The following is a 16,890-nucleotide window of genomic DNA, read 5'->3' on the forward strand; positions in this document are numbered from 1 at the left end:
TTGGTTAAGATCTTTCGTCTCAACCGAGGCGCGCATTCTACAGCAGCCTCATTTGCTGTCAAGTGATTATTTTCAGAAGTTTTCGAAGATTTCTTCAACAACTTCAACCACTTGCGCTTCCGATCTCTCGTTAGCGGGAGGCGAATTCTACAGCGTTACACGCTGCTGTCAACACCTCTTTTTCTCCGCTTTCGACCGAGAAGATCGAACCGTTGAAAGCACCGAAAAAACCAGCATTCCCAACTCCTTCCAGGCCTCGATGAACTGAAGCGACCCGCTTCGAAACCTACTTAACTCATTGAATCTCAAGGAGTTTTCCGTTTCGACTGCGCCGGAAGTGGGGCGAATTATAGAGACTCAGAATCTGCCGTCAACCCTTAATTTCGCTTTTCCTGAAAAACCTGCTTTTTACCCATCAAACGCGGGATCCGGCGAGTCAAAGCGGGAATACGCAGCGCCAAAAGGAAACCACCTATAAAGGCATAGATTGCCCACTCCTTAAGATCAGCACGCACAATCCACAACATATGCAGCAATCCCAACCCGAGAATCACATACACCAACCGGTGCAACTTCTTCCAACGGGTGCCCAAACGACGCTGACTGTAACGGTTGGAGGTTACCGCCAATGCCAACAACCCCAGAAAACCCAGAGCACCCACGATGATGTAGGGACGCTTGCGCAACTCGACACCCAGTTGCGACCAGTCAAAACCGAGGATGAACGCCATATAGCTGCAAAGATGCAGAACCACATAGGCGAAACACCAGAGCCCCAACTGCCGACGCACAGCAATCCACCCGGCCCAGCCGGTAAGTTTCTGCAGCGGCGTCATACTCAGGGTCATCAACAGCAACACCAATGTCCCAAGTCCCAGCCGATCAACCAGGACTTTCCCGGGATCAGGCCCAAGCAGATCCGCAAAGGCCTGATAGAACCACAACAGCGGCCAGATCGCCGCAGCGAGGAAGACGCTCACGCGCCAGATCGGATATCGCATCAGTAGTTCTTCCGCAAATCGAGCCCTGTATATAAAGAGGCGACCTCGTCCGCATAACCGTTGAACATCTGCGTATCACGCACATTCGGCTTGAACAGACTGTTAGGCAGTCGCCGCTCCCGCGCCTGAGTCCAACGAGGATGGTCGACCGTAGGGTTCACATTCGCATAGAACCCATACTCATCCGCCGCAATGCTTTGCCAGGTTGTCTTCGGTTGCTCGCTGACCAGACTGATCCGCACGATGGATTTGACGCTCTTGAAGCCATACTTCCACGGCACCACCAGACGCAACGGCGCACCGTTCTGGTTTGGCAATTCACGGCCATACATACCCACCGCCAGAATCGCCAAGGGATTCATCGCCTCATCCAGACGCAAGCCTTCTACATAGGGCCAATCGATCAAGGCAAATCCCGAACGCTGTCCGGGCATGCTCTTCGGATCCTGCAAGGTTTCGAAGCGAATGTATTTGGCATTGGAAGTGGGCTCTACCTGCTTCAACAACGCCGAAATGGGGAAACCGATCCAGGGAATCACCATCGACCACGCCTCGACACAACGAAGGCGATAGATACGCTCCTCCAACTGGTACGGTTTCATGAAGTCTTCCAGGGCATAACGCCCCGGTTTACCCACCTCCCCGTCCACGACAACACTCCACGGTTCGGTTTTCAACGAACCGGCATTGGCCGCCGGGTCGCCCTTGTCGGTGCCGAATTCATAGAAGTTGTTGTAATGGGTCGCGTCTTTGAAAGGTGTGATCGCCTCATCCTTGACGTTCACCGCACCCCATTTGACAGAGGGTAGTTTCTCGGTGAACCAGGCGGGCGCCTTTCCGGCCTCGACATCGGCATAGCGGGCAGCCTCTTCGGCACTGGCCCAGCGCGGCAAGGTGCTCATGGCCAAACCAGCCGCGGTCGCTCCGAGCAATTGCCGGCGAGAGAGATAAATGGATTCAGGCGTGACGTCCGACTCATGGCAATCGGACGCTTTGGGGACTTTGATCAGCATGGCAACTCCGCAGCTTTGGAGGACAGATGCACCATAGACTGCGGAGTATGAGGGAAATTACATCACTCGGCGTGTTTGTGACGACGAAGATGCAACAGATACTGCACCGGGCCCGAAGCGGCATAGGCGAGGAACACCAGCAGCAGAATGCGAGGCGGATCGCTGAACACCACAGCAAACACCAGCACCACTGCAAGGATCGCCACGAAAGGCACCCGCCCCTTCAGATCCAGCTCCTTGAAGCTGTTGTACTTGATGTTGCTGACCATCAGCATGCCGGCGGCCGCCACCATCAGCGCGACCAGGAATGACATCTTCGACCCCTGGATCCCGTAATCGCTGAACGCCCAGACAATCCCCGCAACCACACCAGCAGCAGCCGGGCTGGCCAGACCGATAAAGTAGCGCTTGTCGGCGGTACCCACCTGAGTATTGAAGCGCGCCAGACGCAATGCCGCACCCGCCACATAAATGAAGGCAACCATCCAGCCGACCTTGCCCATGTCACCCAGCGCCCAGCCGAATGCCAGCAAAGCCGGGGCAACACCGAAGGCAACCATGTCCGACAGCGAGTCGTATTCGGCGCCGAACGCACTTTGAGTATTGGTCATGCGCGCTACACGACCATCGAGACCATCAAGCACCATGGCAACAAAAATCGCGATGGCAGCAAAGGCGAAATACTTGCTCGCATTTGCGGCATCCCCGGCGCTCAACGCAGCCTGGGCACTCATCGAGTTGATGATGGAATAGAACCCTGCGAACAGGTTCGCAGTGGTGAACAGATTCGGCAGAAGATAGATACCACGATGCCGGACTTTACGGCCTTCTGCGTCATGCCCTTCTTCGATGTGCTCATCGATGGGCAGCAGGCTTTCGGCGTCGGAAGCCTGGTTCGGCTCTTCGGGACGTTCGCTCATGGACAGTACCTTGCAACGGATTGGACATTTTCGACAGGTGTCTGGGACGACGGTTCGGCCACAAACGATGCAGCTTTATACCAGAACCGCCCGCCCATACGAAAAAACGCGGCCGAGGCCGCGTTTTTTTCATACAAGGTTCGACGACTTAGTTTTTGGCTTTGTCGACGATCTTGTTGGCACCGATCCACGGCATCATGGAGCGCAGTTGCTCGCCGATGATTTCGATACCGTGAGCGGCGTTGTTACGACGCTTGGCGGTCATCGAAGGGTAGCCGGTTGCGCCTTCGCTGATGAACATTTTGGCGTATTCGCCGTCCTGAATACGTTTCAGGGCGTTGCGCATGGCCTGACGGGATTCGGCGTTGATCACTTCCGGACCCGTCACGTACTCGCCGTATTCAGCGTTGTTGGAGATCGAGTAGTTCATGTTGGCGATACCGCCTTCGTACATGAGGTCAACGATCAGTTTCAGTTCGTGCAGGCATTCAAAGTAGGCCATTTCCGGCGCGTAGCCAGCTTCAACCAGGGTTTCGAAACCGGCTTTCACCAGCTCGACGGTACCGCCGCACAGAACGGCTTGTTCGCCGAACAGGTCGGTTTCAGTCTCGTCCTTGAAGGTAGTTTCGATGATGCCGGTACGACCACCACCAACGCCGGCAGCGTAGGACAGTGCAACGTTCTTGGCGTTGCCCGAGGCGTCCTGGTAGATCGCGATCAGGTCAGGGATACCGCCGCCTTTCACGAACTCGGAACGTACGGTGTGGCCCGGGGCTTTCGGCGCGATCATGATCACGTCGAGGTCGGCACGCGGAACAACCTGGTTGTAGTGGATCGCGAAGCCGTGTGAGAAGGCCAGGGTGGCGCCTTTCTTGATGTTCGGCTCGATTTCGTTTTTGTACAGCTGGGACTGGAACTCGTCCGGGGTCAGGATCATGACCAGGTCGGCACCGGCAACAGCGGCAGCCACGTCGGTCACTTTCAGGCCGTGGGCTTCAGCCTTGGCAACGGTAGCCGAACCTTTACGCAGACCGACGGTAACGTCGACACCGGAGTCTTTCAGGTTGCACGCCTGGGCGTGGCCCTGGGAGCCGTAACCGATGATGGCAACTTTCTTGCCCTGGATGATCGACAGGTCGCAGTCTTTATCGTAGAAAACTTTCATGAATTTCCCCTTTATATCCAGGCCGTTCAGGCCATTCGCTAATTTGGTTTAGATGCTGAGTACTTTGTCACCGCGGGCGATACCGGTGACGCCACTGCGGACAGTCTCCAGAATCGATGCGGTGCCGATGGACTGAATGAAACTGTCGAGCTTGTCGCTGGTACCGGTCAGTTGAACGGTATACACGCTGGCGCTGACGTCGACGATCTGTCCACGGTAAATATCGGTGGTGCGTTTGATCTCGGCGCGCTGGGCGCCAGTGGCCTTGACCTTGACCAGCATCAGTTCGCGCTCGATGTGAGCGCTTTCCGACAGGTCCACCAGCTTGACCACTTCGATCAGCTTGTTCAGGTTTTTGGTGATCTGCTCGATGATTTCATCGTGACCGACGGTGGTCAGCGTCAGACGCGACAGGGTCGGGTCTTCGGTTGGCGCCACGGTCAGGCTTTCGATGTTGTAGTTGCGCTGCGAGAACAGGCCGACTACGCGAGACAAAGCACCGGGTTCGTTTTCCAGAAGCAAGGAAATAATGTGCCGCATGATTAGGTACGCTCCGTCTTGCTCAGCCACATATCGCGCATGGAGCCGTCTTTGATCTGCATCGGATAGACGTGCTCGCTGGTGTCGACCGAAATGTCGATCACCACCAGGCGATCTTTCATGGCGAACGCCTCTTCCATCTTCGATTTCAAATCTTTCGATTCGGTGATGCGCACGCCGACGTGGCCATAGGCTTCAGCCAGCTTGACGAAGTCAGGCAAGGATTCCATGTAGGAGTGCGAGTGACGGCTGCCGTAACTCATGTCCTGCCACTGACGAACCATGCCCAGAACACCGTTGTTCAGGATGACGATCTTGACCGGCAGTCCATACTGCAGGCAGGTCGACAGCTCCTGGATGTTCATCTGGATGCTGCCTTCACCGGTGACGCACGCAACATCGGTGTCAGGGAAGCTCAAAGCGATACCCATCGCGGCCGGCAGACCGAAGCCCATCGTGCCCAGGCCACCGGAGTTGATCCAGCGGTTAGGCTTGTTGAACTTGTAGTACTGCGCAGCAAACATCTGGTGCTGGCCCACGTCCGAGGTCACAAAGGCATCGCCCTTGGTCACTTCGCACAGGGTCTCGATCACGGTCTGTGGCTTGATCTTGCTGCCGTCACCCTTGTCGTAAGGGAACAGGCCACGATCACCGCGCCATTCATCAACCTGCTTCCACCAGCTGGCAACGGCTTCCTTGTTCGGGGTTTCGCCGATTTCCTTGAGGATCGCGACCATTTCGGTCAGGACGCTCTCCACCGGGCCAACGATTGGCACGTCGGCCTTGATGGTCTTGGAAATCGAAGCCGGGTCGATGTCGATATGGATGATCTTGGCGTTCGGGCAAAACTTCGGCGCGCCGTTGATCACGCGATCGTCAAAACGCGCACCGACCGCCAGGATCACGTCGGCATGGTGCATCGCCAGGTTGGCGGTATAGCTGCCGTGCATGCCGAGCATGCCGATGAACTGACGATCAGTGCCAGGATAGGCACCCAGGCCCATCAAGGTATTGGTAACCGGCAGGTTGAGCATTTTTGCCAGTTCGGTCAGCGGCGCGGAGCCGTTGCCGAGGATCACGCCACCGCCGGAGTACAGCACGGGACGCTTGGCCGCCAGGAGCATTTCTGCCGCCTTGCGGATTTGCCCGGAATGACCGCGAACGGCCGGGCTGTAGGAACGCAGTTTGGCTTTCTTCGGGAAGATGTATTCGAACTTTTCGGCCGGATTGGTCATGTCTTTCGGGATATCGACCACGACCGGGCCCGGACGACCGGATTGCGCCAGGTAGAAGGCTTTCTTCATGACTTCCGGGATTTCCGAAGCGTGCTTGATCATGAAGCTATGCTTCACGATCGGCCGGGAGATACCGATCATGTCGGTTTCCTGGAACGCGTCGGTGCCGACCATGGTGCTTGGCACCTGACCGGAAATGATCACCATTGGAATCGAGTCCATATAGGCAGTGGCGATACCGGTGATGGCGTTTGTGGCGCCTGGACCGGACGTCACCAATACCACGCCGGCTTTACCGGTGGCACGGGCGTAGCCGTCAGCCATATGGGTAGCCGCTTGTTCGTGACGAACCAGGATGTGGGTCACTTCCGGTTCTTTGAACAGGGCATCGTAAACATGAAGGAGAGCACCACCCGGGTACCCGTAGATATATTTGACGCCTTCGTCACGCAAAAAGCGGACGAGCATCTCACCGCCAGATAAAAGCTCCACGTTGTTCACCTCTAAAACGCCAGAATACCGTCCACAAAAAAGCGAACGGGTCTTAATAGGTTTACTTCTCGGCAGAGCATGAGCGACGGTGGTCGCCGACTACGTCAGCACTGACTGAGCAAGTATTGGGATCGTCCCAAGTGTTGCGGGCCTTTCCCACCCAGCGCGAGGTAACGCGTTGCGGGTGTAACAGGTCGACGCGGATATGCGCCTCATGATCTGCCGAGAGGGTCTGCTTCTGGCAGTCCCTGTACAGCGGACTTTGGATTCTTCTGTTTCGCCCTCTGCAAGTCAAGCCGTCAATGTGCTTAATTGTGGGTAAGCACATGAGAACGCAAGAAAAAACCTGGAAACCGCTACTCTGTTAGCTTCAATTGCGCAGTTTTGCCAAGGAATCAGCATGCGAACGCTTCTCTTAACTCTGCTAATCAGCGTCAGCTCCTGGTGCATGGCCGGTCAGATCTACAAATGGGTCGATGCCCAAGGTGTCACCCATTTCGATCAACAGCCACCACAAGGGCAGTCATCCACCGCCGTGAAGACGCCCTCCTCTCCCGCACCTATACCTGCCGCATTGCCTGGCAGCGGCGCGCTGGGCGATCAAAAAGCCATCGATGACAAGGTGAAGAAGCAAGTAGCCGAGCAACAGAAGCAACTCAAGGCGTTTTGCGAACAGGCGCGCACGAATCTCGCGCAACTGCAGAACAATCCGCGCTTGAGGGAGGAAGTGGAGGGAGAACTGCGGCGGCTGAATGACGAGCAGCGCCAGCAACGTACTGAAGAGGCAAAGAAACAGATAGCGGAAAACTGCCAGTAACGACTGGCAGCTCCCGGTTCAGCGTGAGGCGGTGATCAGCAGGTCGAACTCTTTGAGCAACACCTGAAGCTGCCGATCCTTGCCCTGAAGATTGCGCTGGGCGAAGACCATCTCGGCCATTTCCTGAATGCCCGAGGCATTGGGCAATGGCAGATTCTGTTCGAGGATCATCTTCATCCGCGGCAGGAAGATCCATTGCAGCCACTGCTCGAAATCGAGGGTGTCGACCGAAAACGGCTCGACACTGCTCAAGGCTTCAACCGAGGGCTGGACGTCATCCCACCAGCCCTGGGCGCGCAGTTCACGCTCGATCAACAGCAATTGGTCAGCGACTTTGGAGAAACGACTGTCCATCACAGCGAAACCTTGGCCTTCTGACGGGCCAGAGTGGCGCCGGCGGAGTCGCCCTGTTTCTCACGTGCCTGAGCGATCAATTCCCACAGGCTGGCCTGCAAGTCCGGACGACCGTTGGCCATGGTCAGTGCACGCCGTGCGGTCTGCTCGGCTTGCGGCGCATCGCCCTGGGCCATACGTACCTGCGCCAGACGGTAAAGCACTTGCGGCTCGCGCGGCGCTACACGCTGGGCGCGTTCCAGACTGGAAGACGCGCCGTTGAGATCGCCACCGGCCTGCTGCTGTTGCGCAGTGGTCAACAGTGCGAGCACCGGGCCGTCCAGCTGCTCATCGGCAGACAGACCGCCACCGCTGCTGGCCGAAGGAATGCCGCTCGGCGTCGAAGGCATGCTGTAACTGCCGGAGCTGATCGGCGCCGACTCGACCGGCGAAGGGTTATACGGCCCCGGCGTGATGCCGCCGGACGCCGGGCCCGGAACGATCGGCGAAGTGCTGATCGGCGCCGAAGCCGCTGCGCCGCCCGGCACCATTACCACCACACCGGTATCGCCTTGCGGGATCGCCTGGGTCTGGGCCTGTGCAGGACGTTTCACCGTCGTTTGACGGAAACCGCCATTGGCCGAAATGCGCTCGCTGTTGGACACGGCGGTGCCGGAGTCAACAACCGGGATCGAACCACGCTGTACGGTGGAGCAGCCGCTGAGCAAAGCCACGGCGGTCACCGCTGGAATCAACCACTTGTTCACTTGAAACCCTCTTTGCTTAATTCATCCAGCCCTTGACCCAATCCATCACCGACTCGCCCGAGGCCGGGCTTTCGCCCGCGCAGGAGGCGCCGGGTGGCGGTTCGCTGCCGCGAATATACGGCATCTGCACGGCGCCCGGACAGTTGGAATCAGAACCCTGGCCGGTACGCGAATCGACCCAGGCCTGCACCACGTTATCCGGTTGCGGCATGTCCAGCGGCAGCGGATCGGCCTTGCGCATGAAGCTGGTCCAGACCTGCAACGCACCGGTGGCCCCTGTGAACGGCGTCTTGCCGTTGTCGTCGCGGCCGAGCCAGACCACCGCCAGCAGATCCTGGCTGAAGCCGGCGAACCAGCTGTCGCGCGAATCGTTACTGGTGCCGGTCTTGCCCGCCAGCGTCAGGGTTCTTGGCAACACGTTATAAACCGAACTGCCGGTGCCTTCACGCATCACCCGCTGCATGGCGTTCTGGATCAGGTAGATCGAGGCCGGATCGAAACGCTGCTCGATCTGGAACGGATAACGCTTGAGCGGTTCGCCGTCGGCAGTCAGCACGCTGCGAATCCCGCGCATCGGCGTGTTGAAGCCACCGTTGGCCAGGGTCTGGTACATGGTCGCGACTTCAATCGGAGTCATGCCGCCCGCACCGAGCAACATCGACGGGAACGCCGGAAACTCGCGGGTCACGCCCAGGCGGCCCAACGTCTTGAGGACATTCGGAACACCGACCGCCAGACCGAGACGCGAGGTCGACAGGTTGTAGGAATGTGCCAGCCCCTGATACAGGAACACCGTACCGTGGGAGCGACGGTCGTAATTCTGCGGTTTCCAGACCTGACCGTCTGCGCCCTTGATTGAAAGCGGCTCGTCCGACAGCCAACTGGTCAACGTGTACTGGCTCGGCTTCTCCAGCGCCGTCAGATAAACCGCCGGCTTGATCAGCGAGCCGATCGGCCGCACCGCATCCAGTGCCCGGTTGAACCCGGCAAAACTCGCCTGACGGCTGCCGATCATGGCCTGGACTTCACCGGTTTCAGGATTGGTCACGACCATCGCCGCTTCCACGTCGTCGGAACCCTTGCGACCGGACAGACGCTTGAAGGTGTCGTTGACCGACGCTTCGGCTTTCATCTGCAGGATCGGATCGAAGCTGGTGAAGATCCGCAGGCCTTCTTCGGTCAAGTCTTCGTCGCGATAGTCTTCACGCAACTGGCGCTTGACCAGATCGATGAAGCCCGGGAACGAGCTGTCGGCCAGCTTGCCGCGGGTGGTCACGCCCAGTGGCATTTTCTTCGCGGCGGCCACCTGTTCGGCGGAAGCGACACCCTGCTGCTCAAGCACATCGAGCACCAGATTGCGTCGCTCCAGCGCCCTCTCCGGGTTGCGACGCGGGTTGTAATACGACGGGCCTTTGACCATCCCGACCAACAGCGCGACCTGGTGCAGCTTCAGCTCGGACAAAGGCTGAGCAAAGAAGAACTGGCTGGCCAGACCGAAACCGTGCACCGCACGCTGACCGTCCTGACCGACAAAGACTTCGTTGAGGTAAGCCTCGAGGATTTCCTTTTTGTCGTAATGCAGTTCAAGCAGCATCGCCATCATCGCTTCGGTGAGCTTGCGGGTCAGGCTGCGTTCGTTGGTGAGGTAGAAGTTCTTGACCAGTTGCTGAGTCAGCGTACTGCCGCCCTGAGTCATCTTGCCGCCCGAAGTATTGACCCAGACGGCGCGGGCAATCGATTTCGGCGACACGCCCCAGTGGCTGTAAAAGTCTCGGTCTTCCACGGCGACCAGGGTTTCCAGCAGATACGGGGGCACCTGATCGAGCTTGATCAGAATCCGGTCTTCAAGGTTTTTCGGGTAGATACCGCCGATCATCAGCGGCTCCAGGCGTACCACGGAGAGCTTCGAACCGTTGATTGCCGAGAGTTCGGCCACGTAATCGCCGGAGAAACGCACGCGCACTGGCTGCGGTTTCTCGAGGCCTTCATAGAACTGGAAGCCACGGGTATTCAGATCGACTGTGTTGCCATTGACCGCCGCCGCGCCGGGACCGTTGCTCACGGCTTCGCGGCGATAGCCCAGGGCATCGAGTTCGGTGAGGAAGTCGTCCTTGCTCAGCTTCTGTCCGACAAACAGCTCGAGCGGACGCGCGTACACCTTGGCCGGGATGGTCCAGCGCTTGCCGGAGAACTTCTCCTGCACCACGGCATCAAGGTAAACGGCGAAGCCGGCCAGCACCACAAGGCCGACCAGACTGAGTTTAAGGGCCCAGCCCAACCACGGGCGCAGGCCCCGGGAAGCTGGTTTTTTAGGGGTACGGGGGGATCGAGTACGAGTCATGGCGGCGGATTATACGCACTTTATTCATACTCAACAGGAGCGCTCGGAGGTTTGCGTCGGGCTGGCGAGCGGCCATAATGAGCGCCTTGAATTTCCCCCAGTCTCTGAAGGATCGTCCGTGAGCCAGTCCCTGATCGCTGCCCTGCAAAACCCGGCCCTCTACCCGCATCCCGTCGAAGGGTTCCAGGTCATCGAAACCCATATCTCGTGGGTACTGCTCACCGGTCCCTACGCTTATAAAGTGAAGAAGCCGGTGAACTTCGGTTTCCTCGACTTCACCGGCCTCGATTCCCGCGAGCACTTCTGCGGTGAAGAGCTGCGCCTTAACCAGCGCCTGACCGAAGATTTGTATCTGGAAGTGATTCCAGTGACCGGCAGCGCCGAAGCTCCGCAACTGGGTGGCGACGGCCCGGCCATCGAGTACGTGCTGAAAATGCGTCAGTTCCCGCAGTCCGGCCTGCTCAGCACCCTGCAAGCCAACGGCGAGCTGACCACCGCGCACATCGACGCGATGGCCGAGCAAATCGCCCGCTTCCACCTCAATGCGCCGAAAGTCCCGGCCGAGCACGATGCCGGCACGCCTGAAAGCGTGATGGCGCCGGTACGCCAGAACTTCGAACAGATCCTGCCGTTCCTCAGCGACAAGAACGATCTGCTGCAACTCGACGCTCTGCAAGCATGGGCTGAAAGCAGCTTCGATCGCCTCAAGCCGCTGTTCGCCCAACGCAAGACCGATGGTTTCACTCGCGAATGCCACGGTGACATTCACCTGGGCAACGCCACGCTGATCGACGGCAAGGTCGTGATCTTCGACTGCATCGAATTCAACGAACCGTTCCGCTTCACCGACGTATGGGCCGACACCGGCTTCCTGGCGATGGACCTTGAAGACCGTGGCCTGAAATCCCTGGCCCGTCGTTTCATCAGCCAGTACCTGGAACTGACCGGCGACTATCAAGGCCTGGAAGTGCTGAACTTCTACAAGGCGTACCGCGCGCTGGTGCGTGCGAAAGTCGCACTGTTCAGCATGCCGGCCGACGCGACACCGGTGCAGCGCGCCACCACCCTGCGCCAGTACCGCAACTATGCCAACCTGGCGGAAAGCTACAGCACCATTCCTTCGCGCTTCATGGCGATCACCCATGGCGTTTCCGCTGTCGGTAAAAGCCACGTTGCCATGCGTTTGGTCGAAGCACTGGGCGCGATCCGCCTGCGTTCCGATGTCGAGCGCAAGCGCCTGTTCGGTGAGCAAACCGTTGCCAATGATGTTCAGGCCGGGATCTACAGCGCCGACGCCAGCACTGCAACCTATGCGCGTCTGCATGAAATTGCCGAAGTGATTTTGCACGCCGGTTTCCCGGTGGTGATCGATGCCACTTACCTCAAGCGCGAACAACGCGACAACGCCGCCAAAGTCGCTGAAGCCACTGGCACGCCTTTCCTGATCCTTGACTGCAACGCTCCGCAGGCAGTGATCGAGAGCTGGCTGGCGATTCGTCAGGCAGACAAAAAAGATCCGTCCGACGCGACCCTCGCCGTGATCGAAGCTCAACAAGCCAACCGCGAAGCCCTGACCCCGGAAGAAATCCTGCGCAGCAAACGCGTGCAGACCAATGAATCCGGGACCCTGGACACCGTCGTGGCGCAGATTCGCCAGCGCCTGCCCGGCCTGTAAGAAACTATTTCGGCCGTGAAGCCCTCGCTTGCTTCACGGCCGTCAAATAGTGGCACTATACTGGCGTCATAAAACCAACAGGTGATTTGACATGAGCCAGCCAAAACTACTCGACACCCCGCTTTATGCCTTGCTGCACAAAGACGACATCACAGGTTTCAACAATGAACGCCCGAAAGACGGCCCGATCGATATGGTCGGCGGCGACTTCCGTGGTCTCGACCTGCGCGAGCTGAACGCCGATGGCGTGGATTTCCGGGACGCCTACTTCCGCTCCGCCGACCTGCGCGGCATCGACTTCCGCAACGCTTCACTGGAAGGCGCGAGTCTGGCTCATGCGCAAATTTCCGGTGCCTACTTCCCGCCGGAGCTGAGTGCAGACGAAATCCTGATGTCGATGAATTTCGGTACGCGCCTGCGTTATCGCACCCGCTGAGCCTCGCACCACCCAAACTCGTCCAGCGCCCCCGCTTTGCGCTGGACTGCGTGCTATTGGTAATTCTCCCTCGCCCTCCCCATCCTGATTCATCAGCGGAAACTGACGTTTCTTAGAAGCGTTTGCGTCGAATCCGACCAAACAACTACGCTTTTCCTACTGATGGCTACACTCCTGAGAAGCTCGCCCACGCACCATTCGGCCGTCGCAAGGAGGCTTGATGAATGATGAACTGCAACACCTGAAAAATCTTGGCAAGACGTCGGCGCAATGGCTGCATGCCGTGGGCATCCATAGCGCCTCGGACTTGCGGCGCCTGGGCGCGGTAGATGCCTACCGGGCCGTGCGTACTCGTGGGTTCCGGGCGTCGAAGGTGTTGTTGTACGCGATCGAAGGAGCGCTGATGGATGTGCACTGGAACGACATTCCCGCCGAACGCAAGGATGCGCTGAACAAGCAACTCGAAGCCATTTCCTCCCGCCACAAAAACTGACGGGCACCGACCCATGTACCTGCTCGGAGAACAATCGGCCCAGGCCGATGCACTGATCAACCACTTGCAGAGCTTGCCTGCTCAATGGCTTGAAGGCCTGATGCCGTGCGGGCCAGCTCTGGAACTGGAAGCCACGGATGATTTGCTGGCGCAGTTGCCGGACGACCAGCTGTTTTTGCTGACGCAAGGTGTCATCACCGGGCGCCTCGGCGGTCGTGGCTTGTTCTACTGGCAAGAGGGAGATGTGATCGGTCTTCAGAACGGGCCGGAATGGGCGGATTGCACCTTGTGTACGGATAACCCGCTGACATTGCTGCCTTATCGCCGAAGCGATTTGTTTCAACATGTGTACGGCAGTTCATCGCGCCCGGAGCAGTTTCTGCACTATCTGCTCGGGCAAATGGCGCTGCTGGCCCACGCCGTCGCCGAGTTCAAGCCGCGGGAGTTTCGTAGCACGAATGGCTTCAAACGGGTCGAGCCCGGGGAAGTTCTCATCCGCCAGGGCGACTCGGCCGATCACGTATTCGTGATTATCGAAGGACACGCCGAAGCGTTTGTTAACGGGCACAAGGTAGGCGATGTGCCCAAGGATGAAATCTTCGGCGCCATGGCCGTGTTCACCGGCGAACCGCGCAACGCAACAATCATTGCCCGGGAAGCGAGCACCGTGATGCTGATTCCGGGCGATCAGTTTCTGAGCATGACCCGCACCAACCCGAAAATCGCCCACAGCCTGATCGAAAGCATGGCGCGGCGTATCGACCAGCTCAACAAGCAGCTCACGGCATATAACAGCCAGAACTGAAGCCCTATTCACGGGACGTTTACGCCATTGCCGGGACAAAACGACAGAAATGAAAAAACAGCTGTTGACTCGTTAATGAGAATCGCTATGATTATCACAACTGATCGCGAGATCAGTCGATATTCTGAAAAGCCCTTGGTTCGGACTCTCAGATTATCTCCTCATCAGGCTAATCACGGTTATTTGACCCGGTTTTTACCGGGTCTTTTTTTGCCTGTGGAAAAGTCATTCCTTGCCGAACTGCTTACGCATCTGCGCGCAATAATCCGGTTTCGGCGTGGCCGGTGTGAGCCAGACGTAATCAGCCATCGCCGCCGTGATCTGACTACCCTGCTCCGCCAGCATCAACACCGTCGGCGCTTCCGGCGCGCCCAGATCCAGCACATGCAGCGGCACCCCGACATCCTTTCGCGCGTGATACGCACCCGCCAATAACAGTGCAGGCGCGGGCGCCGCCGACAAACGCGAGGCCATACGCCGATCCCTTTGTTGCTGAACGGCCAGCATTGCCGGCATTTGTGATGACGGCAGCAAGCCGCAGTGAGAATCGCCAATCTGCTCCAGCAGTTTCTCTTTCACAGATTTGGCGCTGCTGCGCTCGCCGCTCAGAACCGGAGGATCGCGATAGAACGCGCGAATTTCGATGTTATCGAGGTTGGCCGCCAGTAACGGCCCGGGTTGCGTCAGGGCAAACCGCACAATCGGTCCGTAGAGATTCCAGTCCCAACCGTCCTGCCAGGCCAATGCAGCAGGGAGATCGGCCGGTAGCGTTGCGGCATGGCGCACGTCATCAACCCGCGACTGTTGATCGGGCGTCAGCATTTCCAGCAGAAGACTGCCTTGGGGGCGCTTTTCTTCGAGGTTCTGCAACAACCACAATTGAAGGGCATGGTGATCGGCGTTGTCGTGCTGTTCGCCAATGATCAGCCGCGACGGTCTGCTCAGTTGCGTCAGTAACTGTTGTGCCGTCAGACTCTCGCCACTCCGCAGATCACGGATCTCGCCAACGACCGGCGGCACCGCAACATGCTGGCAACCCGCAAGCCACAACACCGCCAACAGCAAAATCCCGCGCATACCCTCACCTCGATGATGAAATCAGCGGGCGATGATCAGCGGATGCCCGCGCTCCGGGTGCTGCTGCACCAATACTTCCAGACCGAAAACCGCCTTCAGCGATTCCGGACGCAATACCTGCTCAGGTGTATCCAGTGCGACCGGCCGCCCGCCTTCCAGCAGCAGGATCCGATCACAATAGCGCGCCGCCAGATTCAGATCATGCAGGATCACCAGCACCGCCGCGCCGCGATCGGCAAATTCGCGCACCGCTTGCAGCGTCGTGTGTTGATGCAACGGATCGAGCATCGAGGTCGGCTCATCAAGCAGCAGAGTCTGCCCCGCCTGCCCCGGCCAAAGTTGCGCCAGCACCCGCGCCAGATGCACCCGCTGACGCTCGCCGCCGGACAAGGCCAGATAACTGCGGCCACTCAGGTGTCCGGCATCGGCGGCCCGTAATGCGGCAGCGACGATCTGGTCATCGCGCACCCGTCCGCTCTGATAAGGCAGACGCCCCATGCCGACCACTTCCTCAACACGAAAGGCGAAATCCAGGGTCGACACCTGTGGCAACACCGCCAGCCGCTGAGCGCGCTGAGTGCCGCCCCAATGGCTCAATGCCTCACCGTCCAGCAGCACTTCCCCTTCGTGCGCACTCAGCTCACCGCACAACGCACCGAGCAAAGTGCTTTTGCCGGCGCCATTCGGCCCCAGCACGCCAAGCAGTTCGCCCGGTTCGAGTTGCAGGCTGACGTCGGCCAGAACGGTCTTGCGGCCACGGCGGATGTGCAGGTTGTGCGCACGCAGCATCAGGCACGCCCTCGCAGCAACAGATAAAGAAAGAACGGCGCACCGATGAACGCGGTGACGATGCCGATCGGCAGCTCCGCCGGCGCCAGCGCCAGCCGCGCCACCAGATCTGCCAGCAGCAACAGACTGGCGCCGGCCAGCACCGACGCCGGCAGCAATACCCGGTGATCCGGCCCGGCGAGCAAGCGCACCAGATGCGGCACCACCAGCCCGACAAAACCGATCATCCCTGCCGCCGCCACCGCCGCACCGACACCCAGCGCCGTGCAAAACACCAGCTCGCGCTTGAGCCGTTCGACATCGATTCCCAGATGCCCGGCTTCCGATTCGCCGAGCAGCAACGCATTTAGCGCCTTCGCCCGACGCGGAAGCCACAGTGCAACACCGGCGGTGATGATCAGCAACGGCCACAATCGCGCATAACTTGCACCGTTGAGGCTGCCCAGGTTCCAGAAGGTCAATGTGCGCAATGTCGCGTCGTCGGCCAGATAGGTAAACAGCCCCACCGCCGAGCTGGCCAACGCCGTCAGAGCGATACCCGCCAGCAACATGGTCGCAACATTCGTCTGCCCATTACGGCGGCCTAGTCGATAGACCAACGCCGTTACACCAAGGCCACCGAGAAACGCACACACCGACAGCAGGTAAGGCCCGAACCACTCCGGCAATCCGCCAAAAAACGAACCACCGACAATCGCCACCGCCGCGCCCAACGCCGCGCCGCTCGAGACGCCGACCAATCCCGGATCGGCCAGCGGATTGCGAAACAGCCCCTGCATCGCCCCCCCGGACAGCGCCAGCACACCGCCAACTGCCAACCCGAGCAGCGTACGCGGCAGACGAATCTGCCCGAGAATCAGTTCAGCCTGCTCCAACCCGTCCGGCGCCAGCGGCACACCGATCATGCGCAGGGCAGCGCGCAAGGTATCGAACATCGGCAGACTGACCGGCCCCAGCGCCAGCGACAACCAGATCGCCAGCAGACACAGCA

General features: G+C 59.0%; 18 protein-coding genes. 6 read left to right on the forward strand and 12 right to left on the reverse strand.

All coding sequences use genetic code 11. The features are described 5' to 3' along the window. Positions 1–268 (forward strand): hypothetical protein (locus ACTJK7_RS28305; protein WP_440819239.1); only part of this gene is annotated, 268 nt, incomplete at its 5' end. 109 nt (positions 269–377) lie between these two features. On the opposite strand, the gene msrQ is transcribed toward ACTJK7_RS28305, so the two are convergent. The 6 genes from msrQ to ACTJK7_RS28335 form a co-directional block, all read right to left on the reverse strand. After that, a complete protein-coding gene (gene msrQ / locus ACTJK7_RS28310) occupies positions 378–1,001 on the reverse strand; it encodes a protein-methionine-sulfoxide reductase heme-binding subunit MsrQ (protein ID WP_108563254.1) in 624 nt (207 codons plus the stop codon). Further along, positions 1,001–2,014 carry a protein-methionine-sulfoxide reductase catalytic subunit MsrP gene (msrP, locus tag ACTJK7_RS28315; protein ID WP_108563255.1) on the reverse strand — a complete coding sequence of 338 codons (1,014 nt, stop codon included), beginning with the start codon at positions 2,012–2,014 and terminating at the stop codon, positions 1,001–1,003. The genes msrQ and msrP overlap by 1 nt, the downstream gene beginning before the upstream one ends. Positions 2,015–2,076: 62 nt before the next feature. Next, positions 2,077–2,934: a CDP-diacylglycerol--serine O-phosphatidyltransferase gene (gene pssA, locus ACTJK7_RS28320; protein ID WP_039771608.1), complete on the reverse strand. Its 858-nt coding sequence runs from the start codon at positions 2,932–2,934 to the stop codon at positions 2,077–2,079. Between the two features lie 148 nt (positions 2,935–3,082). After that, positions 3,083–4,099: a ketol-acid reductoisomerase gene (gene ilvC / locus ACTJK7_RS28325; RefSeq protein WP_007959661.1), complete on the reverse strand. Its 1,017-nt coding sequence runs from the start codon at positions 4,097–4,099 to the stop codon at positions 3,083–3,085. 48 nt (positions 4,100–4,147) lie between these two features. Beyond that, complete coding sequence (gene ilvN / locus ACTJK7_RS28330; protein ID WP_003205610.1) at positions 4,148–4,639, reverse strand: acetolactate synthase small subunit; 492 nt, start codon at positions 4,637–4,639, stop codon at positions 4,148–4,150. Between the two features lie 2 nt (positions 4,640–4,641). Continuing rightward, complete coding sequence (locus tag ACTJK7_RS28335; protein ID WP_011335952.1) at positions 4,642–6,366, reverse strand: acetolactate synthase 3 large subunit; 1,725 nt, start codon at positions 6,364–6,366, stop codon at positions 4,642–4,644. A 400-nt stretch (positions 6,367–6,766) separates the two neighbouring features. On the opposite strand from ACTJK7_RS28335, the gene ACTJK7_RS28340 reads away from it, so the two are divergent. Continuing rightward, positions 6,767–7,183, forward strand: a complete 417-nt coding sequence (locus tag ACTJK7_RS28340) for a DUF4124 domain-containing protein (RefSeq protein WP_064382053.1) — start codon at positions 6,767–6,769, stop codon at positions 7,181–7,183. An 18-nt stretch (positions 7,184–7,201) separates the two neighbouring features. Here the strand turns inward: ACTJK7_RS28340 and ACTJK7_RS28345 are convergent, their stop codons facing one another. From ACTJK7_RS28345 to mrcB, 3 genes are read right to left on the reverse strand one after another with little or no spacing between them, the layout of a single operon-like run. Further along, on the reverse strand, positions 7,202–7,537 hold the full coding sequence (locus tag ACTJK7_RS28345) for a YqcC family protein (RefSeq protein WP_064382054.1): 336 nt from the start codon (positions 7,535–7,537) through the stop codon (positions 7,202–7,204). Further along, positions 7,537–8,283 (reverse strand): hypothetical protein, encoded by a 747-nt coding sequence (locus tag ACTJK7_RS28350; RefSeq protein ID WP_064382055.1) that lies wholly within the window; start codon positions 8,281–8,283, stop codon positions 7,537–7,539. The genes ACTJK7_RS28345 and ACTJK7_RS28350 overlap by 1 nt, the downstream gene beginning before the upstream one ends. Before the next feature lie 16 nt (positions 8,284–8,299). After that, a complete protein-coding gene (gene mrcB, locus ACTJK7_RS28355; RefSeq protein ID WP_108563256.1) occupies positions 8,300–10,624 on the reverse strand; it encodes a penicillin-binding protein 1B in 2,325 nt (774 codons plus the stop codon). A gap of 118 nt (positions 10,625–10,742) precedes the next feature. Here mrcB and ACTJK7_RS28360 point away from each other — a divergent pair, with 118 nt between their 5' ends. The 4 genes from ACTJK7_RS28360 to ACTJK7_RS28375 all read left to right on the forward strand — a co-directional run bounded on the left by ACTJK7_RS28360 (position 10,743) and on the right by ACTJK7_RS28375 (position 14,033). Beyond that, entirely contained in the window at positions 10,743–12,299 is a 1,557-nt protein-coding gene (locus ACTJK7_RS28360) for an AAA family ATPase (RefSeq protein ID WP_108563257.1), read from the forward strand. Positions 12,300–12,390: 91 nt separating this feature from the next. Continuing rightward, positions 12,391–12,735 carry a pentapeptide repeat-containing protein gene (locus ACTJK7_RS28365; RefSeq protein WP_007959639.1) on the forward strand — a complete coding sequence of 115 codons (345 nt, stop codon included), beginning with the start codon at positions 12,391–12,393 and terminating at the stop codon, positions 12,733–12,735. 220 nt (positions 12,736–12,955) lie between these two features. Then, positions 12,956–13,228, forward strand: coding sequence for a TfoX/Sxy family protein (locus tag ACTJK7_RS28370; protein ID WP_003228231.1), 273 nt, complete (start codon positions 12,956–12,958; stop codon positions 13,226–13,228). A 13-nt stretch (positions 13,229–13,241) separates the two neighbouring features. Beyond that, entirely contained in the window at positions 13,242–14,033 is a 792-nt protein-coding gene (locus ACTJK7_RS28375; RefSeq protein WP_236196100.1) for a Crp/Fnr family transcriptional regulator, read from the forward strand. 225 nt (positions 14,034–14,258) lie between these two features. Here the strand turns inward: ACTJK7_RS28375 and ACTJK7_RS28380 are convergent, their stop codons facing one another. Genes ACTJK7_RS28380 through ACTJK7_RS28390 form a run of 3 tightly spaced genes read right to left on the reverse strand, consistent with a single transcriptional unit; the run spans position 14,259 to position 16,882 of the window. Next, positions 14,259–15,110: a ChaN family lipoprotein gene (locus ACTJK7_RS28380; protein ID WP_108563260.1), complete on the reverse strand. Its 852-nt coding sequence runs from the start codon at positions 15,108–15,110 to the stop codon at positions 14,259–14,261. 21 nt (positions 15,111–15,131) lie between these two features. Continuing rightward, positions 15,132–15,899: a heme ABC transporter ATP-binding protein gene (locus ACTJK7_RS28385; protein WP_108563261.1), complete on the reverse strand. Its 768-nt coding sequence runs from the start codon at positions 15,897–15,899 to the stop codon at positions 15,132–15,134. Beyond that, positions 15,899–16,882, reverse strand: a complete 984-nt coding sequence (locus ACTJK7_RS28390) for a FecCD family ABC transporter permease (RefSeq protein ID WP_440781049.1) — start codon at positions 16,880–16,882, stop codon at positions 15,899–15,901. The genes ACTJK7_RS28385 and ACTJK7_RS28390 overlap by 1 nt, the downstream gene beginning before the upstream one ends. Between the last annotated feature and the right edge of the window lie 8 nt (positions 16,883–16,890).

Origin of the sequence: Pseudomonas sp. 22085 (genome assembly GCF_052045815.1) — a bacterium.
GTDB lineage: Bacteria > Pseudomonadota > Gammaproteobacteria > Pseudomonadales > Pseudomonadaceae > Aquipseudomonas > Aquipseudomonas glycinae.